Raw genomic sequence first — 22,678 nt, 5'->3', positions numbered from 1 at the left:
CGGAGTCTTTTTGTCAATTTTCAGCACACTTTGTATCTACCAAAAGAGGACAATAATCATGGCTACTCCTAAAGAATTTGATTTCGATAAAGTTTACGACCAACTGGTTGAAAACGGAGGCAAATCTCATCTTCTGTATGTTAACGGAATTCGTACTCTTGAGGGTGAATTCAAACGCGATCTGAATTTACTTGATGCACAATGGAAAATTCGTAACAATAAATGGGACAACGGCGCATCAGGATTCCGAGGTTCAATTGAACTAGACGAAAGATACTTAAATACATCAGGTGGCAAGGGTTTTGTAGATCTGGTTTCTTTCGCTAGTGATTTTCTTTTTAAGATGGCTCTTGATAGCATCAAATGGAAAGATACACGTAGAGATTCAACAAAATATAAAGATGCTAAAGATTCCGGGCTTAATTTAGGTGAGTTTTTCGGCTCATTGTTTAATACGGTCAAAAGTGCTTTCGATTTGTTTGAAACAGTTAAAGACTCTTATGATTTAGTTCAAAGCTTTGTGAATGTTTTTGCTAGTGGCGGAAGTGCAGTTGACCTTTTCAGGGATGATAATTTCACAGCCAAAGCAATAACTTTTTTGCAAAAATTTCTTCCAATGCCACTTGATGCAGCAATTGACAGCTTGTTTAATAATCTTAACCCCGACTTAAAAGAAGCTCTCAAACAATTCTGGTATGCAGATATTGCACCCAGTCAAGATGTAAATAGCTTGTGGGTTCAAGAAGCAGGTAAATGGCTGATAACGCCCAACAATTCTCTAATTCTCGTCGGTCATTCTCAAGGCAATTTTTTCCTGGAAGATGGCTTGAAAGAAATGGGAGGATCTGCAAACGCCCATCGAATTAGAGTCCTAGCAATGGGTTCTCCAAGTAGCTATATCAATGCTGGCGGTCTTAATTTATATAAAGGAGAAAATGTTGCCAACAACAATCTCAAAAACAACGATCCAGTAACATGGCTTCAACTCGATCAACCCAACCCATTTGTCTGGGACAAACTAACTAAAATTTTAAATCTGGGAGTGGGAGTGGTCAGTCCTGGTTTAGCAGAACATGAGTTTAACGTATATCTGGATAAACAAAGAAACGTTGTTGATGATTATTTGAAAAATGTTTTCTATGAACTGCACCCTAAAGGATTCTATTTCCCCAAAGGAACAGTCACCACGAATTCCACCAATGATGATGACTGGATTAAAGGAGATGGCAACATTCAGGGTGGCTTACGCAACGATGTCTTGCAAGGTGGAAGTACCAATGACAACTTAAGCGGTGACTCTGGCTTCGACTTTTTAGATGGTGGAGGAGGAACTGATACTGCTACTTACTCCGGCAGTCCAATTGGAATTAAAGTTTGGGCAGACAAAGTTGGCAGTTCAGATGTTTACAAAGTTGAAGATGGCTTTGTTGTCAAAGGACAAAAAACCGTTGACACTCTCGGAAATATCGAAATTATCAACGGCTCAAATTTTGCTGATACGATGACCGGCGGTGATTATAGCGATATCTTCTACGGCCAAGGCGGAAATGATCTTTTTTGGGGACAAAAAGGAGACGACAAATTTTACGGTGGTACTGGTGAAGATACAGCTTACGGCGGCGATGATAATGACGACCTCCGAGGCGAAGACGGAAATGACGATTTAAGAGGAGAAAACGGCAAAGATTCTCTCTACGGCGGAACTGGCAATGACTCCCTCTACGGTGGTAATGACCATGACGACCTCCGAGGCGAAGATGGAAATGACGATTTAAGAGGAGAAAACGGCAACGATTCTCTGTACGGCGGAACTGGCAAAGACTCTCTTTACGGTGGTAATGACAATGACGACCTCCGAGGCGAAGCAGGAGAAGATGATTTAAAAGGAGAAAACGGCAACGATTCTCTGTACGGCGGCAGCGAAAACGACTTACTTTACGGCGGTAACGGCAATGACAAACTCTACGGCGAAACTGGCAATGACCTACTCTTCGGCGAAGCAGGCAGCGACACCCTAGAAGGAAACGAAGGCGAAGATACCCTCGATGGCGGCATCGACAGCGACCTCCTCTACGGCAACGCAGGCAACGACATTCTCTACGGCCGCGAAGGCGACGACATCATCGACGGCGGCAGCGAAAACGACCAACTCTACGGCAACGAAGGCAACGACAAACTCTACGGCCAAGCTGGCAACGACTTCATCCAAGGCAACGCAGGCGAAGACTACGCCGAAGGTGGCAGCGGCCGCGACTTCATCCAAGGCAACGAAGGCGACGACATCCTGTACGGTGGCGACGGTAGCGACACCCAACAAGGCAACACCGGCGACGACTTCATCGATGGCGGCAACGGCCAAGACTACCTCCAAGGCAACGAAGGCGATGACGAAATCTACGGACAAGCCGGCAGCGACTTAATCGAAGGCAACACCGGCAACGACTGGTTGGAAGGTGGCAATGACCAAGACACAATTTTTGGCGGGGCCGACGATGACGATATTTACGGACAAGCTGGCGAAGACTCCCTGCTAGGCGACGCAGGCCAAGACTACATAGATGGTGGCGACGGCAAAGATACTCTGTTTGGCGGCACCGGCGATGACGTACTTTTAGGCCAAGCCGGCGACGACACCCTCAACGGCAACGCTGGCAATGACGAACTTTACGGCGGAACCGGCAACGACTCATTAATCGGAGAAATCGGCGATGATTTAATTGACGGTGGCGAAGGAATTGACCTCGTTAATTACATCAATTCTCCCCGTGGCGTTATCGTTAATATTGACGAAAATAGCGACTACGAAAACAACACCAGTCAGCGTTTCAAACAATTTGTTAACGCAGCTAATCCCAGCGAATACTACACGGAACTCGAACGGGATTTTGAAATTGCAGCCGGTACTGGTAAAGACGGTTTTGGCAATACCGATGCCCTCAAAAATCTCGAAGATATCATCGGTACTCGCTTCGATGACATCCTGATTGCCAACGAAAAGGATAACCGGATTTGGGCTTTACAAGGCAACGATTTATTAATTGGCAATGCCGGCAATGACTCATTTTACGGCGGAGAAGGCATCGACATTCTCAGCTACCGTCGCGACCCCAACGGCGTTACTGTCAACTTACAAACAGGCGATGCTACAGACGGCTGGGGCGACCAAGACAAAATTACTGGCATCGAAAACGTCGTCGGTTCTACTCACAACGATGATATTACTGGCGACGATAGCGTTAACGTTATCACTGGAGATGCTGGGGACGATCGCATCAACGGACTCGGAGGCAGCGACAAACTCTACGGCGAATTCGGCGACGACGAAATTTACGGCGGCGAAGGCGGCGACAGCATCTACGGCAACCAAGGCCGAGACACCCTTTACGGCGAAGTCGGTCGAGACTACATCCGAGGCGGCGATGCCGACGACCTAATCTACGCCGGTAGCGATGACGACACCGTAGCAGGAGACGCAGGCTACGGCAACGACACAATTTTCGGCGAAACAGGCAAAGACTTACTCTACGGCGGTGCCGGCAATGACTTTGTGTACGGTGGCGACGACAAAGACACCATCTACGGCGAAAGCGACAACGACAAACTCTACGGAGAAGGAGACACCGACTTAATCTACGGCGGCACCGGCGACGACGAAATGTCCGGCGGCGACGACAAAGACACCCTCATCGGCGAAGCCGGAAACGACACACTCAGAGGCGATGCAGGCGACGACACCCTAGACGCCGGAATTGGCAACGACTTCCTCTACGGCGGCACCGGCAAAGACACCCTCAACGCAGGCCTCGGCAACGACCAACTCTACGGCGGCGACGATGCCGACATCCTCCTAGGCAAAGAAGGCGACGACAACCTGTTTGGCGAAGCCGGCGACGACACCCTCGATGCAGCAGAAGGCAACGACAACCTCTACGGCGGCGACGGCAAAGACATCCTCGACGCCGGAATTGGCAACGACCAACTTTATGGAGGTCAAGGCGATGACACCTTACTCGGCAAAGCTGGCGATGACAACCTGTTTGGGGAAGGCGGCAACGACACCCTCAATGCAGCAGAAGGCAACGACAACCTCTACGGCGGTGACGGCAAAGACATCCTCGATGCCGGAATTGGCAACGACTATCTCTGGGGTGGTCAAGGCGATGACACTTTATTAGCCCAAGCTGGCGATGACAACCTGTTTGGGGAATCTGGCAACGACATCCTCAATGCAGGCGATGGCAATGACAGTCTCTACGGCGATAGTGGCAAAGACTTTCTCGATGCCGGAAGTGGCAATGACCTACTTTGGGGAGGTCAAGACGACGACACTTTACTCGGTAAAACAGGCGACGACAACCTGTTTGGCGAATCTGGCAACGACATCCTCGATGCTGGCGATGGCAAAGATTCTCTGTACGGCGGCGACGGCAAAGACTTACTTGATGCCGGAAGTGGCAACGACTATCTCTGGGGTGGCCAAAGTGATGACACTTTATTGGCCCAAGCTGGCGATGACTACCTGTTCGGCGAAAACGGCGATGACATTCTGAATGCAGGCGATGGCAATGACAGTCTCTACGGCGGCAACGACAAAGATACATTGTTCGGCCAAGCTGGCAGCGACTTATTGCAAGGCGGTTCTGGCGATGATTCGCTGTTAGGAGGCGAAGGCAACGATACCCTTCTCGGTCAAGCTGACAGCGACACTCTCTACGGCAGCGGTGGCGATGACATCCTCGAAGGCAACTCAGGAACAGACCGACTTTTTGGCGAACTCGGCAACGACTCCCTCGATGGCGGTAGCGAAAATGACACCCTCGAAGGCGGCGACGGTAACGACTTCCTAGACGGCGGCGAAAATAATGACAGTTTGTTCGGACAAGCTGGCAACGATACGGTTCTCGGCAGTCGCGGCGACGATATTGTGGATGGGGGTTTGGGGAATGATTTGCTACAGGGCAATGAAGGGCGCGATCGAATTTACGGACAAGCCGGCCTCGATACCCTCCTCGGCGGCGACGACAGCGACACCCTCTGGGGAGGCGACGACGGCGACAGTTTGCTGGGAGAATCCGGCAGCGATACCCTGTTCGGCGGTTTCGGCGACGACATTCTCGACGGCGGCGATGATAGCGACAACGTTTACGGTGAAGCCGGTAAAGACACCCTCTCCGGCGGTAGCGGTGACGACATGGTGGACGGCGGTACTGAGAACGATACCCTCTTCGGCAACGACGGCCGCGATAAATTGTACGGCGGCGCAGGCGATGACCTTTTACAAGGCAATGCCGATAATGACGAACTCTGGGGCGGCGATAACAACGATACGCTGTTGGGACAAACCGGAGATGACGTTCTCTGGGGTGAATCGGGCAATGACAGCCTGGATGGCGGCGAAGGGGACGATCGACTTTTCGGTCAAATCGGCAACGACAGCCTCTCTGGTAACAGCGGAGACGACTACCTAGAAGGCAACGCAGGCGATGATAGCTTGAGTGGCGGCGAAGGGCGCGATCGAATTTACGGCAACGACGGCAACGATTTCGCAGAAGGCAACAGCGGCGACGACTTCATCGACGGCGGCGCGAACAACGATACTCTGTCTGGCGGTGAAGGAGTCGATCGAATTTTCGGTCAATCCGGCAACGACAGCCTCGAAGGCAACGACGACAGCGACTTCCTCGACGCCGGAACCGGAAATGACCGCGTATTCGGCAACGACGGCGACGACGAACTCTACGGCCGCGAAGACCGAGATTTCATCGACGGCGGCCGCGGCAACGACGAAATTTACGGCGGTGACAACATTGACACCATCTTCGGACAAACCGGAAACGACAACATCGATGCCGGAAGTGGCGACGACGAAATTTACGGCGGCGACGGGAACGACCAAATTTGGGGTCAAGCCGGCAACGACTGGATCAACGCCAACGCAGGCAACGACAACGTTTGGGGCAACGAAGACGACGACAACATTCTAGGAGAAGCAGGCGACGACAAAATCGACGGCGGTTCCGGCTACGACACCATCGACGGCGGCGCAGGCAACGACGAACTCTTCGGCGGTACTGGCAACGACCAATTACTTGGAGGGGCTGGCGACGACAAAATTGACGGCAGCATTGATGATGACAAACTGTTCGGAGGCGCTGGTAATGACCAAATTTCGGGCAGTGAAGGGCAAGACACGATTTTTGGCGAAGTTGGCGAAGACACTCTCTACGGTGGCGACGAAACTGACTTGATGGACGGCGGCGCCAGTAACGACTTGGTTTACGGCGATTCCGGCGATGACACCCTGACAGGCGATTCGGGCAACGATACCCTCTTGGGCGGTTCCGGCAACGATTTCATGGGAGGAGGTGCCGGCAATGACTTGCTACTCGGTCAATGCGACGATGACACGATGCTGGGAGGTGCCGGCCGCGACACCCTAGACGGCGGTTGCGGCAACGACTTGCTAAGTGGCGAAGCTGGAAATGACAATTTGTTTGGCGATTTAGGCGATGACAGTCTCGATGCCGGTACGGGTGACGACATCCTCAATGGCGGGGGCGGCAACGACTTGTTAAATGGCAGCAGCGGCAACGATACCTTGAACGGTAACGACGGCAATGACCTCCTCTACGGTGGCGAAGGCAACAACGTCCTTAACGGCGAAAATGGCGAAGATACGCTGTTTGGAGGTATCACTAGCGACTTGTTTGTCATCGGGCCAAATGCGGGAGTCGATCAGATTTTCTCCTTCCAAGTCGATCGAGATTATCTAGGACTCAACGGCAATCTCACCTTCGATCAAATCAAGATTTCCCAAGGAACCGACGGTTTTACCAATGATTCTTTGATTACCATTGCAGACAGCGGCGAACAATTAGCAGTCTTAAAAGACGTTCAATTCAATCAACTTGATAGTTCTCGTTTTGTCTCCTACAGCTACAACGGCGCCCTACCTCAAGGTTTCAATACTCCATCGAATATCGATCCTTTAACTGGTGTTTCTGTTGATGCTGACGATTCTCTGACTGGCAGTGTTAATACTAACTCGCCCAGTCCGCAAAACAGCACTGCTACGGCATCAGCAAGTCTCAATCTGAATCCGTCACCAGCAGCTACTAGCGACAGCATTCTCACAGCAACTGCAACTACCACCAATGCTGTGACGCCAACTCTCAACCCATCACCAGCAGGTACTAGCGCCAGCCTTCTCACCGCAACTACCACCAATGCTGTCACACCAGCCAGTCAAACTCTCAAACAATCACCCGCAGGTACTAGCGCCAGCCCTTTAACTGCAACTACCGCCAAGACTGTCTCCAGCGATCCGTTAATCAATGGTGGCTCCATCTCCAGTATGATGAGCTTTGCTGGTCAAACCGATGATGACATTCTCATCTACGGTAATGGTTTCTTTGCTCCTCTAAGTCTCAGTACCACTGGGTCAACTACTGCTGTTAAGACGGCAAGCAGTGTTAATAGTATCGCCCCAGATGCTACCCTTGCTGCTAAGGACAAGAATCTGTTGATTAATCCGACTCCAAGTGCGATCGACCCGCTAACAAGTAGCAATGTAACTGGCATTTCTAATGTGAAGTAATTGTCGATCGCTTGCAAGCGATCGCATACATTAAAAACCCGGTTTCTTGAAGAAACCGGGTCTTTTGCAGTTTTTGCGGTTTGTAATACCAAATCCGGGTTAGCTTGTCGCAAGGGGGCGATCGCTAGCATCTATCTATTTTACCAATTAGTCTGATAGATTGGCTCAGGATTTTCACAAGTAACTTTGCGATCGCGCATTAAACATTGATGCAAACCTACTTCGGAAATCGCACCCCAACGACAATTTTCGATTGCCCCCTGACAGATAACCTAGCGGTCTAACGTTGCTGTTCAGCGGCTGCCAATAACCTTTCGTGCCTAACCCGATGACGTTGATTCGGTCGAGTGCAAGCGAGTTGTTATGCGGCGGAACTAGCAGGCTTTATGCCTTTGTTTTTAGTAGGGAAGCAATTTCAATCATTAATTTTCGGCGTTCTGGCTTCATATAATCAAGATTTGCTGACCAGTTCAAAATCTCTATGATTTCTGCTGATTTACTGGGAGCAAATTGATTGTTTGTTACCACTCTTCTTAGTGCCAATAAAGCACTGTATTGAGTGTAGGGCACCTCCATAATACCAACTGCTCTAGAAACTAACAAATTTATATAATCAGTTGATGTGTTCCACTCAACGTGCTGGTAAGCAGACAAACGCTCTCCCCCCTTCTTGCTATTTAATCTTTCATGAACCGGAAAATTTATAACTTTAGGAATTAAAGTCCACATTGTTGAGGAAATTTCGTGCATTAATTTTATGCGGTTAGGTCCAAAGGGCATTTCATCTCTAACCCTATCGTAATAGCCAGCCAATTGATCTATCCGCTTCAATGCTTCCGTTGAATCTATATCGCTCGCAGCATCAACTAAAGCTATGGCTTCTCGATAGCGTCCCTCAAGCTGCTGCTGCGTTTCCTGAGATGTTAGATTTATAGCCCCAATATCTGATATTTTTTCTTCGTATTTTTCTGATGCTTCTTGAACACCGTATTTTAGTTTTATTCTCAGTAGATTAGTCTCAATTTCCTCAATGCCTTGTTCGCGTAACCAATTTAAAGAACCTTGCACTTGCGGAATTTGATAAAGAATCCAAGGCAGTAAAATAGGAAGCCAAAAAAGAAAGAGAAGAACTAAAGTTACCGATGTAACCTTTAATTCAACTGAAAAACTCCAAATATTGCTGTTAACTTTATCCGATTTAATAGAAATGCTGAGTACGCTTAATATGATTAAGATAATGATAGTAATCGAGTAGTTTTTTCTCAAAGAAGATGAAAGACCCGAATTGATACTCAATGGCTCATCTTGATTAATTTTTCGATTTGAATTTCTATTCATACAAGACCACACCACACTTTGCACTATACGAGCGACCATAGCTATAAAACTCGGCTGATAATCGCAATTCATAGATGATTTTTCGTATCCACAAACAATCTTGTGGCAACTTCATACTGCGGAATTTACAAGTGAGCTTTCGACTGCACCCCCACAGATAAACTAACCGCATAACTATAATTTTCCCGCAGCTACAGTAGAATACTCTTTCCGAATTCGCTTGCAGGGGAACAGGCTCAGCCACAATTGCCAGTGTCATAACAATCTCCAATTCGCTGATTTGATGGTAGCAGCTCTTCAGCTTGTTGTCTGCCTTAACTCAAAGAGTAAACTAACCCGATCGCCCTGTCGGTGAGAAAAAGTGACACGATCTTGTAAACTTACGTAAATTACCTCGATCGATTTGAGCTTTGAGCTTTGAGATTTGAGATTTTGGAATTAACCTCACCGATCGCCAAATCCTCACATAATTTCATCAAAAATTACCTCCTCTGAAAAATATTATTGCTCGAATGGCTCTACCAGAATGGCCTCTAAAATATAACGTGTAAGGATCGTATATCTAGGGCTGTCGAGCGAAAACAATTTCCTCATATAATTGCTCGATCGGCAAACTTAGATTGATACTTTGAAACTCAACCCGATCGCCCTCCCGATAGCTCAAAATCACCCATTCACCAGCATCATTTTTATGATAAATATCGATCGCCATTTCATCCGAACTGACTAACACATAATCAACCAGATTCGGATTGCGGCGATACTTCTCAAACTTCTTCCCTCGATCGTAAGCTTCGGTGCTATCCGATAAAACCTCCACAATTAAGCAGGGATAGGTAATATAGAGAGGATGCTCCCTATCTCGATCGTCACAAGTCACGCTTAGATCGGGATACGTATAGTTGGGTGTATTGAGAATGTTAACCTTTAAATCTGAATTAAAGACAGTGCATCGACCGCCCCGCAGATGAGAGCGAATTAACAACAAGAAATTAATTGCGATCGCACTATGATTTTTAGTGCCACCACTCATCGCATAAACCCGACCATCGATCAGTTCGTGTTTTTCCAGTTGTTGCTCCTCCCAAGTAAAATACTCTTCGGGCGTAAAATAGCGATCGTTATCTCGTGCTGCTATCAAAACCATAAATTCCCTAATCCAAAAGTAATAATACTAATCTACAAATCATAGCCCAACCCCCGCAAATTCTCCCGAATCGCCGCCTCCAACCGTGCCAACTCTTGGAACTGTTCCCCTGGCAACTGTGCCACGCTCGATCTCGGCAATGCGGTATTGAGCTTTCTGTACGCCCTCGTTCAAAACATCTCGATCGATCTGTTCTGTCATGCTTTCTAGGATATTGTCGAGGAGGATAGCCTTGGCGGTATCGGGTAGGGCAGTTGCTTCGGAAATAAGCTGGTTTAGGATTAGCATTGGATGATTTTACTCCGAGGAAACGATCGCTTCTATTAGCTTTTTTGCTGCTTCGCCAACGACAGGCCCAGATTGAGTGTGAAGGGGATACTTCATGTTGACATCCACCCCGCCGTAGAACGGCGAGGATTCCCAAACCTCACGATTTAGGTTTCTGTTTCTGTCCTTTACAGGATTTCGCACCAGCCTTAACAGATTTACTCTGCTCTGGTCTTACGGTTGCTCCACAGACTGAAACGGCAAGCCCTGCCGCCAAAATATTTTTTGCAGCGTTGAGATCGCGGTCGTGGTGCGATCCACAGTTGGAGCAACTCCACTCCCGAACATTCAACGGCATTTTTTCCACGATGTGCCCGCACTCAAAACACCGTTTAGAGCTGGGAAACCAGCGGTCAATCTTAATTAAAGTACGACCGTACCAGTCACACTTATATTCAAGTTGTCTCACCAATTCACCCCAACTTGCATCACTTATTGCCAGGGCCAGCTTGGGATTTTTAACCAGGTTCTTCACAGCCAAATTTTCTACGGCGATGGTTTGGTTTTCGCGCACCAACCGCGTTGTTAACTTGTGAAGGTTATCTTTTCTTGCATCGGCAATGGATTGATGTACTTTCGCCACTTTAAGTCGCGCTTTCTGGCGGTTCTTAGAGTCTTTCTGCTTCCGGCTTAAAGCTTTCTGCGCTCTTCTAAGTTTGCGATATTTTGTCTTGAATCCTTTGGGATTGACAATCTTTTTACCATTACTCAAAGCCAACAAACTTGTAATGCCCAAATCAATACCGACTTGCTTGTCTGACGCAGGTAACGGTTCAATTTCAACTTCAACTCGCAAGGATACTGACCACCTACCGGATGGGGAAAGCTTGACGGTGATAGTTGATGGCGCTACACCGTCGGGCAGCATCCGACTGAGCGCGAATCGGTAATGCTTGCTCGCACTTAGCTAAGTAGACTTGTCCATTCTTGAACTTAAATGCCGACTTTGTGAACTCTGCGCTACCGCCGTTTCGTTTCTTTTTGAAGTTGGGATACTTGGCCCGCCCATCAAAAAAGTTAGTGTAAGCAGCTTGTAGGTGACGCAAGCACTGCTGCAGGGGTACGCAACTAACCTCCGACAGAAAGTCTAGTTCTTCTGTTTTCTTCCATTCAGTTAGCATTGAAGAAGTTTCAGCATAGCCTACCCGCTTCTGGTCTTTGTACCATGCCTCGGTTCTTGCGGCTAAGGCGCGATTGTAGACTAAACGAGTACACCCCAATGTCCGTCGCAACAAACTCTCTTGTTCCGGCGTTGGGTAGAATCGATAGCTGAAGGCTTTTAGTGTCATGCTCACAGTCTAACATTTCAATTGTAATATTGAGTTTTACTCAATGTAAAATCTTTGTAAAGCCGTCAAGCGAAGGACGGGGTTTCACACCCAGATTTCTGATGAGCGATCGATCTGGGACACCTGAATTATAGCAAGTCTCTGTCACTAGCTACAGTAGCAGCTTAAATTACGACTTACCCATGGATGCCCAGAAACCAAGTTTTTGCTAAGAAGATGCGTTGCAGTCCGCAGATAAGGTAAAAAACCCCGTTTCTTTGGTCTGAGTTACCCATAAATGACCAGAAACCGGGTTTTTAACTGAGAAGGCGCGTTGCAGTCCACAAATTCAGTAAAAACCCGGTTTGTTCGATCGGAGTTGGTAAGTCCTATAATGAATCGAACCCCAATGTAAAATCTTGTTACAAGTTACTTGACAACAGCCATATAACTTGTTTACCAATGATTATAATTGAAAAAAAAATCATTGTGTAGTAAAAATTCCATGCAGCAACTAAATAGAATTTTATTCGCTACAGCTTTAACTCTAATTATCTTATGTTCCCCCACAGCCGCTTTCGCTAAAGCAAAAATTCAGATAGCCATTCTTTTAGATTCTAGCAACAGCATGGATGGACTGATCGACCAGACGCGCACTCAACTTTGGCAAATTGTGAATTTTTTAACGAAAGTCACCAAAGATGGCGAAGTTCCAGAGTTAGAAGTTGCTCTCTATCATTACGGTAACGACACTTTACCATCTTCAGAAGGTTTTGTCAGATTATTAACTGGATTTACTCCTGAATTAGATTTAGTTTCCGAAAAGCTATTTAGTATCAAAACCAACGGCGGTCAAGAATATGCTGGCTGGGTAATTCGATCGGCAATGCAAGAATTAAACTGGAGTAAAAATCCGGCAGATTTTAGAGTGATTTTTATCGCTGGTAATGAACCATTCGATCAAGGCCCTGTAGTTTGGACTCAATCTGTCAATCTCGCTGTTAAAGGAGATACTCTCGTTAATACTATTTATTGTGGTTCAGCCGAAAGTCAGGAGCGACAACTTTGGGCATCAGGAGCTACTGTAGCAAAAGGCAGTCACTTCAATATTAATCAAAATCAAGTAATTGTGGTAATTAAGTCCCCTTTCGATGACGAAATTTCTAGTTGGAATACTAAACTAAATCAAACCTACATTCCCTATGGTAGACAAGGAAGAATAGGACAACAACGTCAAGCTGCTGAAGATAGTAATGCTGGCGTAAATAGGGCTATGCGTAGTGCCTCCAAAGCTTCTGAATACTATAGTAATGATTCTTGGGATTTACTAGATGCTCTTGAAAACGGAACAGTTAAACTAGAGACGATATCAGATGATAGTTTGCCAGAAATTATGCGAGGTATGACGCTAACTGAAAAAAGAGCATATGTAGCTGGCAAAAAAACTGAAAGAGAAAGGATTAAAAAGACGATCCGCGAGTTATCTCAGAAGCGTACCGAATATGTCGATCGCCAGCGCAAAGCTAGTACAGATAAAGGCCAAAATACTGTCGATAGTGTCATAATTCAAAGTCTGCGCCAACAATTAGCAGCTAAAGGATTTAAGCTTCAGTAGTTCCTGGAATAATCTAGGAGATTAATTTGACGAACGCAGATAAAATTCTATCTGCGTTCATCCGTGTTTATCCGCTAATATCTGCGGTTCCTTTCCTCCCAATCTAACTACTTCGCCGCCGGCAAGGACAACTGAGGCGAAGGTTTAGAATAGCTGCCATTCTCGGGAATCGCAGCCGGTTTCTCGGAAAGCAAAAACTCGCGAATTAACCTAGCAACTGCTCTTTGAGCTAAACCGCCCACGACTTGCTGGCCCATACTCTGCACTTCTGGTTTTACCAACAACTGCGGCAGTAACTGCAATACTTTCATGCCGTCAAAACCCCGAGTTGATTGCAAAATATCCCAAATTCGCTTGATGTGTTCCAAGTTTTTTTGTTCGGTTTGTGAAACTACAGGTACGGCTTTGACTCCAAACCATTCGCCGACAACTGCTTTGGCGTTAGCAACGGCATTGCTTGAAAGCGTGTCGAGACTTTTTACCAATTCGGCGACAATCCGATCGCGAATATAATCTCCTCTCTGAGAAAATAAATACTCTAACGCTTGGTTGAGGATTTTGCTCACATCGTAATCGTCGCTTTCGCGGGCATTGTTCAGCAAGTTTTCTAAGCGGTTCCAGCGGAATTCGCCTTGTTTGAACAGCAAATCTTGCAGGGATGCTCTCAATTCCGGTGCGGGGTCGCTCAACAGCCGTTTTGCTACGTAAGGATAAGCTTTGCTCAGCACTTTGAATTCTGGATCGACATTAATCGCAATCCCTTCTAAGGTAACGAGCGATCGAATAATCAAAGCATAGTAAGCTGGAACTCGGAAAGGATATTCGTACATCACCGCCGAAAGTTCGTCAGTAATGCTTTTGAAATTGAGTTCGGCAACGCTAGCACCCAAAGCATTGTTAAATACCCCAGCCAAAGCTGGAATAATTGGCGTCAAATCGGTGTCTGGCGTTAAAAACTCCAACTTCACGTAATCTCTGGCCAAACCTTCAAAGTCGCGGTTCACCAAATGCACCACAGCTTCCAACAAACCGTACCGCTGATAAGGTTTGACTTCGCTCATCATCCCGAAATCGAGATAAGCCAACTGACCGTCAGGAGTTGCCAAAAGATTGCCGGGATGCGGGTCTGCGTGAAAGAAACCGTGTTCGAGAAGCTGTCTGAGAGAACACTGCACCCCCACTTCAATTAAGTAAGGAGCGTCGATTCCTTGAGCCTTGACGGCTTCTAAATTAGTGAGTTTGATGCCGGTGATCCACTCCATTGTCAACACGCGGCGGCGGGTATATTCCCAGTAGATTTTGGGAACGTAAATATCCTTCAGATTGCCGTATAGCGCGGCAAAGCGTTCGGCATTTTGTCCTTCGTGGGTGTAGTCCATTTCTTCGTAAATGCGCTCGCCCAACTCGTCCATAATGCCTGCGAGGTCGCTGCGAATTATTTTGAAGTTATTTTGCGCCCAAACTGCGACGCGCCGCAGAATGTAAATATCTAAGCCGATGTTTTCGGCTAAACCGGGTCGCTGCACTTTGATGGCGACGGTTTCGCCGGTTTTGAGTTTGCCTTTGTAGACTTGTCCGAGGGATGCTGCGGCGATCGGATCTGCGGTGATTTCGGCGTAAATTTCCTTGGGGTGCGCGCCCAATTCTTCTTGTATAAATTGATATGCTACTTCGTTGGGAAACGCTGGCAATTGGTCTTGCAGCGTGGTGAGTTCTTCTAAATATGCCGGCGGTACTAAGTCGGGGCGAGTTGAGAGTGCTTGTCCGATTTTGATGAAAGCTGGACCGAGTTGGCTGAGAATTTCTCGCAGGCGGGCGGCGCGGCGCTTTTGGTTGGCTGCGGTGCGGCCTCTCTTTTTGTCCCACCACAAACTGAGGGCAAAGCTAAAAAATGTCCAAACAACGCTCGACAGCCGTCTCCAGACTTGCAGGGGGCGATTTCGGTATTCGGCTGCGATCGCGACTGGATCGTAGCGCACAGCATCTCCTGCCAACTCGTAAGCTATATCTTTGGCTGATTTGAGCAGTTCGGGAGTGGCCGCCGCTGTCTCTAGTTCTACTTGTACTGCTTGCAGGGGAACTGTTTCTACCTCTTTGAGATTGCCGAGTGCAGCGTGAGTCCCTGATTTTGAGTAAGTTACCGGGGAGGCTGGCGATACCGTCTTGACATCCATAAACTCAGACCTAGTGTGAAGCATTGTAAACTTATTGTAACAATTTGTCGCCTTCTCACCACTGCTTTAAGGCATAAAACCGAAGGAAGAAGTCCTGCCGTCAGGAGTCCTGCCGTCAGGACTCCTGCCGTCAATAGTCCAGGAATTATGCGCTACGACCCAAGAAACCGGGTTTTTTAGTTGATCTAGGGTTCGTAACCCGTCTTTTCGGGAAAAACCCGGTTTCTGACCACCCCCTCGGACATTCTCCCCCTCTCCCCCTCTTTACTCCCCGCCGGTTCTCAGGAGTCGATCGCGAATGCCTGAAAGTTGCAATTTTGTGCTGACGGGCGATCGGGGTTGGGGCATTTCGGTATCGGGCCAGTTCGGTAAGTCGTGACAGGGACATGACTCCGGCGGCATTCCATTTTGGTGGAACACTACGGGCATGGCGCAGCGCGCGCAGGGACTGATTTCCCATGCTGGTGTCCGCAGTTGGGCTATTGTTTCGTTTGTGCCTTGCAGGTAGCAGTCTCCGCTGTCGGGGGAGATGATTTTTTGCCAGCAGTCTTCAAATTCGCTGCTGTAGCGATCGCCCGCAATTACCGATTTTGGCAGCAGCGCTTCGGAACCGTTGCGAATTAATACTTTTTGGCCTAACTGAAACCAGTAAGCAATATATTTTCTGACTTCACTATCTGATGCCATAACTGTTAGTCAACCCTGCCACTAATTGGTGATTTTAGACTTTTAAGTTGAAATTTGTGCTCGATCTCAAGAGACATTTTTTATTTTACATTTTTTTCAAAAGTTGGCTATTTCCCGTGTCTAATTGTCGTCCGGCTTGCCCGAGGGAGTATTTTTTTCGGCTGATTGATATGCTGTTGACTTTTCGATCTTAGTTATAATTATAGCTGATTTTCCGCTAAAATTTCCCGCCGGGAAACCTGGATTTTTGCTCTGCCCGTCGATCGTCGCGCCTTTGTCGGTTAATTTTTGGCAGATGGCGGCAGCGGCGTACCCAGAGCGCTTAGATTCAAGGCGTAACCTCCGGTAGCGAGATAAACAGTACCGGCGATCGCCCCGATGTGGCGGACGAGGGTGCCGAGGCGATCGCGAAACAGCCGCCCCGCCGGATAAGCAGGCACAACACCCCATCCGGTTTCCTCTCCTACCAAAATTACATCGGCGACGGTTGACTTCAAACAGGCGAGCAAATCTTGCTGCGCAGCAGCCCAAACAGTCGCTTCTTGTTCCAAAAGATTCGCCGTCCAAGTTCCGAGGGAATCAATTAACAAGCAATCCGACGGTGAGGCCGATCGCACAACTGCCGGTAAGTCGATCGGCACTTCTAGAGTTGTCCAATTAGCCGGGCGGCGATTTCGGTGCTGTTCGAGGCGGCCGAGCCACTCCAAATCCGCTTCATCAACCAAGCCAGTAGCCGCATAGATTACTTGTTTTCCCGAACCCGCAGCCAGAGTTTCGGCCCATTCACTTTTGCCACTTCGGGCCGGCCCTGTTACTAAGATTAATTGTCTCGATGCAGTCGGTTCTGAGTTAGTCATTAGTCATTAGTCAGCAGTCATTAGTCACATACAAAGGATTAAACACAATTACCTTTTTCCCCATTACCCATTACCTTTTTCCCAATTACCCATTACCCATTACCCATTACCCATTACCCATTACCCATTATGATTTAAACTGCCAACTGCTAAATGCTTTTTAAGCGATAATAGCATTGTTGAGACAATATCAGAGTAAGTCGATCGAGAACCCCAGTATTTCCCAAGCTGTTATTTATGCCACACCCTCAGATATCAGCGATTATTTGCACCCACAATCGCGCCCCCTATTTAGGAGGGGCGATCGACAGCTTGCTGGTACAGGATTTTCCCGACAACTTTGAAGTAGTAGTAGTGGATAACGCTTCTAGCGATTATGCGAGTCCCGAAAGTTCCACGACAAGCACCCGCGAGGTAGTAGAAGCAAGACTGGGCGATCGGCGCCTCAAGTACGTCTGGGAACCCGAAATCGGGCTCTCAGCAGCCCGCAACACCGGCGCAAAAGAAGCTCGCAGCGAAATATTAGCTTATCTCGACGACGACGCTGTTGCCGAGCCGAATTGGCTCAGGGTGCTGCACGCCGCTTATCAAAGCAATCAAAAACTAGCCGTAGCCGGCGGCAAAGTCAACTTGCTCTGGCCTTGTGGAGTCTCCCCGCCCCAGTGGCTGTCGCCCGGATTGGCCCAGAACTTGGGAGCATACGATTTAGGCGATACTTGCCTGTACGTGACGGCGGCGGGTTTGACTCCTAGGGGTGTAAACTATTCGATCCGGCGCGCTTTTCTCGAACAAATTGGCGGCTTCGATGTCAAACTCGGTAGAGTCGGCAAAAAGTTGCTGTCAAATGAAGAATTGCGCGCCACAGAATTAGCATTAGAGCTAGGTTGGCAAGTAATTTATCTACCCGAGGCTCTGGTGCTGCACAATGTCGCAGCAGAACGGCTCAACAAAGCTTGGTTTCTAGAGCGCGGGTGGTGGCAAGGCATCAGCGAGTGTTATCGGGAACAATTGTCCGATCGAGCCGGTATTGCTCAGCTTGGGCGGGGGGGTGAAAGAATCTTGAGGGGTGTCTACAAATCTTTTAAATATATTAGAGATCCAGGGCTGCGGTTTGAAAATTTCGTTTTTGCCTGGGGTCAAATCGGTTATTTGAGCGCAGCCGTCCGCGGGCTGATTTTTGCACCGAAATCCACCAGCAGGCATTAGGCTATAGGCAATATCCCTCGCTGCTCAAGTCGTCGGCCCTGCGCGCAGGGCCGATCGCACTTCATCCACCAAAACTCGACCGCATTCAGGTTCAAGCACTCGATTATGACATCTAGTTCATCCAAGATTCCGGTTTCAGTTCTCATTCCCGCAAAAGACGAAGAACTTAATCTACCTGCGTGTCTGGCCAGCATTGCCAGGGCGGATGAAGTTTTCATGGTTGATTCCCAAAGCAGCGATCGCACGGTAGAAATTGCCATCAGCGGCGGCGCAAAAGTAGTGCAATTCTACTTCGACAACCGCTGGCCGAAAAAGAAAAATTGGTCTTTGGACAACCTGCCCTTTCGCAACGAATGGGTATTAATTGTCGATTGCGACGAGCGCATTCCCCCAGAACTTTGGGACGAAATCGCGCGGGCGATCGAAGACCCCAATTTTGAGGGCTACTACCTCAACCGCAAAGTCTTCTTTTTAGGACAGTGGCTGCGTTACGGCGGTCGATATCCCGACTGGAATTTGCGTTTGTTCAAGCATCAAAAAGGCCGTTACGAAAATCTCGGCACTGAATCCGTCCCGAATACAGGCGACAACGAAGTTCACGAACACGTCATTTTAGCCGGTCAAGTCGGTTACTTAAAACATGATATGATCCACGAGGATTATCGGAATTTATTTCATTGGATAGAGCGCCACAACCGCTATTCTAATTGGGAAGCTCGCGTTTATTACAATATTATTGAAGGGCGCGACGACAGCGGCACTATTGGCGCTCACCTATTTGGAGATGCAGTGCAGCGGAAGCGATTTCTCAAAAAAGTTTGGGTGCGGCTGCCTTTTAAACCCATGCTCAGATTTATATTATTTTACTTTATTCAGCTAGGCTTTTTGGATGGAAAAGCTGGCTATATTTATGCAAGGCTATTGAGCCAGTACGAGTATCAAATTAATGCAAAACTTTACGAGTTGCGCTGCTGCGGCGGTCAGTTGAATGTGGCAGAACCTGAGACTCCTCTATCGCCGCCTGTAGTTATCAGTCAAGAGACAGAAGTGAAATTGCCGTAATAGTAGGTAGGGAATTTTAACCGCAGATGGCGGCGGATTGACGCCGATGAACGCAGATAAATGTTGATTTGGGTTAAGTGCGATCGCCCTTATTTGATCGAATGGGCGATCGCACTTTTCTTGATTTCCTAAATCAACCGGAAATTAGCCGATGTAATCGAATTGGCACTCACTCCAATCATCACACCTAACTCCTCTCCTGTCAAGACATTTTTGATGAGAGTTCCCTGAGTATTTTGAGTTATGGCTAACTGTCCAAAACTCAAGCCTCCGCTTAATCCAATCAAATCTTGACCGAGGGTAAAATCCGCGATTATATCAAATCCTCGATCGGCTTTTAAGACAAAGATATCGTTACCGCTACCTCCGATCAAACTATCATTTCCCAAATCTCCGTAAAGGACATCATCACCTTTCCCGCCTAGGAGAGTATCATTGTCTTCCCCTCCATAAAGAGTATCATTTCCTTCACAGCCTCCCAGAATATCAGCTTGTTCGTTACCGCTGATAAAATCATTACCTTCGCCACCGCAGATGGTATCCGAACCCTCATTTCCAAACAGGTAGTCATCTCCTTCACTGCCAAGCATTATGTCATTTCCTTTGCCTCCAAATAAGGTGTCATCATCCTTACCACCATCTATGAAATCATCATTTCTATTCCCAAAAATGATGTCATTACCTTCGCGGCCATTTAGGGAGTCATTGCCTTTGCCTCCAAAGATTAAATCATTGCCTTTTTCGCCTAGAATGATGTCATTATTTTCATCTCCAAATAGAATGTCATCACCACTACCACCGCTGATAAAATCCTTGCCTTTGTTGCCGTTGAAAATGTCGTTGCCGTCGCCGCCATATAAGTTGTCATCCCCGGATTTGGCATCGAATGTATTGCCGTTGTTGCTGCCGAGAAATTCATCGTTTTTGGCAGTGCCTATTTGAATGTTGGATACACCAAGTATCGTGTTTTCAACTGTATTTGGTTGGTTTAAGTTGGGATAGTCAATGTCATCGCAGATGCAGTCGTCGTTGGGGATGTTGTTAGTTATTGGTGTTGGCGTTACTTCGGGTGTTGGCGTTACTTCGGGTGTTGGTGCGGGTGTCGGTGTTTCCGCTATTGTTGGCGTCGGTGTTGGTGCGGGTGTTGGCGTTACCGCAGGTGTTGGTGTCGGTGTCGGAGTTAGCGATGGCGCGGGCGTCGGTGTCGGTGTCGGAGTTACCTCGGGCGTTGGCGCGGGCGTCGGTGTCGGAGTTACCTCGGGCGTTGGCGCGGGCGTCAGTGTCGGAGTTACCTCGGGCGCGGGCGTCGGAGTTGGAGTTACCTCGGGCGTCGGAGTTGGAGTTACCTCGGGCGTCGGTGTTGGAGTTACCTCGGGCGTCGGTGTCGGAGTTACCTCGGGTGTCGGAGTTGGAGTTACCTCGGGTGTCGGAGTTGGAGTTACCTCGGGTGTCGGTGTCGGTATTGGCGTCGGTGTCGGCGCGGGTGTTGGTGCAGGCGTCGGTGCAGGCGTCGGTGTTGGCGCGGGTGTCGGTGCAGGCGTCGGTGTCGGCGTAGTGTCTATATTCGTGACAGCTACATCCGCAGGTTTGAGATTTTTGTAGTTGACATCTGTGGTAGTTGTATCAGCCGCCGTGATAATCTGATAGGCTTGATTTCCGTCAACAACCAAGTCATCTACCCCTGTAACTGTGACTGTTTGTGGCAGATTCCAGTTAGCTGGTGTGAAGGTGACACTGCTTTTGTCTGGTGTACCTTCGGTAGCTTTACTGCTAGTTAATCCGATCGCAACATTAGCTGTTGGTTGAGTGTTGAGTTGAACTGTAAAGGTGGCTTTTCCCCCGGTTTCAGTGGTGGTTAATCCTGCGGTGGGTGCGATCGTGATTCCAGGAGTTTCATTGTCGATGTTGGTGACGGCGACATCGGCTGGTTTGAGATTTTTGTAATTGACATCTGCGGTAGTAGTATCAGCCGCCGTGATAATTTTATAGGCTCGATCGCCGTCAGCTATTAAGTCATCTACTCCTGTAACTGTGACTGTTTGCGGCACATTCCAGTTAGCTGGTGTGAAGGTGACACTGCTTTTGTCTACTGTACCCTCAGCAGTGTTGTTGCTAGTTAATCCGAGCGCAACATTAGCTGTTGGCTGACTGTCTAGTTTGACGGTAAAGGTGGCTTTTCCTCCGGCTTCAGTGGTGGTTAATCCTGCGGTGGGTGCGATCGTGATTCCAGGAGTTTCATTGTCTGTATTCGTGACGGCTACATCGGCTGGTTTGATATTTTTGTAGTTGACATCGGTGGTAGTAGTATCAGCCGCCGTGATAATTTGATAGGCTCGATCGCCGTCAGCTATTAAGTCATCTACTCCTGTCACTGTGACTGTTTGTGGCACATTCCAGTTAGCTGGTGTGAAGGTGACACTTGCTTTGTCTACCGTACCCTCCGCAGGGTTGTTGCTAGTTAATCCGAGCGCAACATTCGCTGTTGGTTTAGTGTTGAGTTGAACTGTAAATGTGGCTTTTCCTCCGGCTTCAGTGGTGGTTAATCCTGCGGTGGGTGCGATCGTGATTCCAGGAGTTTCATTGTCTGTATTCGTGACGGCTACATCGGCTGGTTTGATATTTTTGTAGTTGACATCTGTGGTAGTTGTATCAGCCGCCGTGATAATTTGATAGGCTCGATCGCCGTCAGCTATTAAGTCATCTACTCCTGTAACTGTGACTGTTTGTGGCACATTCCAGTTAGCTGGTGTGAAGGTGACACTTGCTTTGTCTACTGTACCTTCGGTAGTGTTGTTGCTAGTTAATCCGAGGTTGACATTAGCTGTTGGCTGAGTGTTGAGTTGAACTGTAAATGTGGCTTTTCCTCCGGCTTCAGTGGTGGTTAATCCTGCGGTGGGTGCGATCGTGATTCCAGCAGTGTCGTTGTCGGTATTGGTGAGGGCAACATCGGCTGGTTTGAGATTTTTGTAGTTGACATCTGCGGTAGTTGTATCAGCAGCGGTGATAATTTTATAGGAGCGAGCGCCGTCAACAACCAAGTCATCTACTCCTGTAACTGTGACTGTTTGTGGCAGATTCCAGTTAGCTGGTGTGAAGGTGACACTTGCTTTGTCTACTGTACCTTCGGTAGTGTTGTTGCTAGTTAATCCGAGGTTGACATTAGCTGTTGGCTGACTGTCTAGTTTGACGGTAAATGTAGCAGTACCTCCCGCTTCGGTTGTGGTTAATCCTGTGATTGGTGCGATCGTGATTCCAGCTTTGTCGTTGTCGGTATTGGTGAGGGCAACATCGGCTGGTTTGAGATTTTTGTAGTTGACATCTGCGGTAGTTGTATCAGCCGCCGTGATAATCTGATAGGCTTGATTTCCGTCAACAACCAAGTCATCTACCCCTGTAACTG

General features: G+C 48.0%; 10 protein-coding genes and 2 pseudogenes. 4 read left to right on the top strand and 8 right to left on the bottom strand.

Annotation, left to right across the window (positions count from 1 at the left end; all coding sequences use genetic code 11):
• Positions 1 to 58 precede the first annotated feature (58 nt).
• A complete protein-coding gene (locus QUB63_RS26250; RefSeq protein ID WP_332948298.1) occupies positions 59 to 7,597 on the top strand; it encodes a calcium-binding protein in 7,539 nt (2,512 codons plus the stop codon).
• Positions 7,598 to 7,981: 384 nt separating this feature from the next.
• Here QUB63_RS26250 and QUB63_RS26245 read toward each other — a convergent pair whose 3' ends face one another.
• The 4 genes and pseudogenes from QUB63_RS26245 to QUB63_RS26230 form a co-directional block, all read right to left on the bottom strand.
• Complete coding sequence (locus tag QUB63_RS26245; RefSeq protein ID WP_332948297.1) at positions 7,982 to 9,007, bottom strand: hypothetical protein; 1,026 nt, start codon at positions 9,005 to 9,007, stop codon at positions 7,982 to 7,984.
• A gap of 490 nt (positions 9,008 to 9,497) precedes the next feature.
• A complete protein-coding gene (locus QUB63_RS26240; RefSeq protein ID WP_332948350.1) occupies positions 9,498 to 10,076 on the bottom strand; it encodes a Uma2 family endonuclease in 579 nt (192 codons plus the stop codon).
• A 45-nt stretch (positions 10,077 to 10,121) separates the two neighbouring features.
• Complete coding sequence (locus QUB63_RS26235; protein WP_332948296.1) at positions 10,122 to 10,370, bottom strand: addiction module protein; 249 nt, start codon at positions 10,368 to 10,370, stop codon at positions 10,122 to 10,124.
• A 139-nt stretch (positions 10,371 to 10,509) separates the two neighbouring features.
• Positions 10,510 to 11,698: pseudogene (locus QUB63_RS26230) on the bottom strand (RNA-guided endonuclease InsQ/TnpB family protein).
• 451 nt (positions 11,699 to 12,149) lie between these two features.
• Between QUB63_RS26230 and QUB63_RS26225 the strand changes: the two are divergent.
• Entirely contained in the window at positions 12,150 to 13,292 is a 1,143-nt protein-coding gene (locus tag QUB63_RS26225; RefSeq protein ID WP_332948295.1) for a hypothetical protein, read from the top strand.
• A 107-nt stretch (positions 13,293 to 13,399) separates the two neighbouring features.
• Here the strand turns inward: QUB63_RS26225 and QUB63_RS26220 are convergent, their stop codons facing one another.
• From QUB63_RS26220 to cobU, 3 genes are all read right to left on the bottom strand, one after another.
• Entirely contained in the window at positions 13,400 to 15,466 is a 2,067-nt protein-coding gene (locus QUB63_RS26220; RefSeq protein WP_332948349.1) for an ABC1 kinase family protein, read from the bottom strand.
• A 264-nt stretch (positions 15,467 to 15,730) separates the two neighbouring features.
• Positions 15,731 to 16,153: a hypothetical protein gene (locus tag QUB63_RS26215; RefSeq protein WP_332948294.1), complete on the bottom strand. Its 423-nt coding sequence runs from the start codon at positions 16,151 to 16,153 to the stop codon at positions 15,731 to 15,733.
• Positions 16,154 to 16,434: 281 nt separating this feature from the next.
• Entirely contained in the window at positions 16,435 to 17,010 is a 576-nt protein-coding gene (cobU, locus tag QUB63_RS26210) for a bifunctional adenosylcobinamide kinase/adenosylcobinamide-phosphate guanylyltransferase (protein WP_332948293.1), read from the bottom strand.
• Positions 17,011 to 17,247: 237 nt separating this feature from the next.
• Here cobU and QUB63_RS26205 point away from each other — a divergent pair, with 237 nt between their 5' ends.
• Entirely contained in the window at positions 17,248 to 18,216 is a 969-nt protein-coding gene (locus QUB63_RS26205) for a glycosyltransferase family 2 protein (protein ID WP_332948292.1), read from the top strand.
• Between the two features lie 105 nt (positions 18,217 to 18,321).
• Positions 18,322 to 19,278, top strand: coding sequence for a glycosyltransferase family 2 protein (locus tag QUB63_RS26200; RefSeq protein ID WP_332948291.1), 957 nt, complete (start codon positions 18,322 to 18,324; stop codon positions 19,276 to 19,278).
• A 128-nt stretch (positions 19,279 to 19,406) separates the two neighbouring features.
• Here the strand turns inward: QUB63_RS26200 and QUB63_RS26195 are convergent.
• Positions 19,407 to 22,678: pseudogene (locus tag QUB63_RS26195) on the bottom strand (calcium-binding protein); the annotation flags it as partial.

This window comes from Microcoleus sp. ARI1-B5, assembly GCF_036705795.1.
In the GTDB taxonomy this organism is placed as follows: domain Bacteria; phylum Cyanobacteriota; class Cyanobacteriia; order Cyanobacteriales; family Microcoleaceae; genus Microcoleus.
The sequence above is the reverse complement of the archived record's forward strand: the minus strand, read 5'-3'. Positions and strand labels throughout refer to the sequence as shown.

What these genes read in the sequence shown, in the direction of transcription:
- QUB63_RS26250 (WP_332948298.1), top strand. Translation starts at nt 59, where the DNA reads ATGGCTACTCCTAAAGAATTTGATTTCGATAAAGTTTACGACCAACTG.
- QUB63_RS26245 (WP_332948297.1), bottom strand. Translation starts at nt 9,007, where the DNA reads ATGAATTGCGATTATCAGCCGAGTTTTATAGCTATGGTCGCTCGTATA.
- QUB63_RS26235 (WP_332948296.1), bottom strand. Translation starts at nt 10,370, where the DNA reads ATGCTAATCCTAAACCAGCTTATTTCCGAAGCAACTGCCCTACCCGAT.
- QUB63_RS26220 (WP_332948349.1), bottom strand. Translation starts at nt 15,466, where the DNA reads ATGGATGTCAAGACGGTATCGCCAGCCTCCCCGGTAACTTACTCAAAA.
- QUB63_RS26215 (WP_332948294.1), bottom strand. Translation starts at nt 16,153, where the DNA reads ATGGCATCAGATAGTGAAGTCAGAAAATATATTGCTTACTGGTTTCAG.
- cobU (WP_332948293.1), bottom strand. Translation starts at nt 17,010, where the DNA reads ATGACTAACTCAGAACCGACTGCATCGAGACAATTAATCTTAGTAACA.
- QUB63_RS26205 (WP_332948292.1), top strand. Translation starts at nt 17,248, where the DNA reads ATGCCACACCCTCAGATATCAGCGATTATTTGCACCCACAATCGCGCC.
- QUB63_RS26200 (WP_332948291.1), top strand. Translation starts at nt 18,322, where the DNA reads ATGACATCTAGTTCATCCAAGATTCCGGTTTCAGTTCTCATTCCCGCA.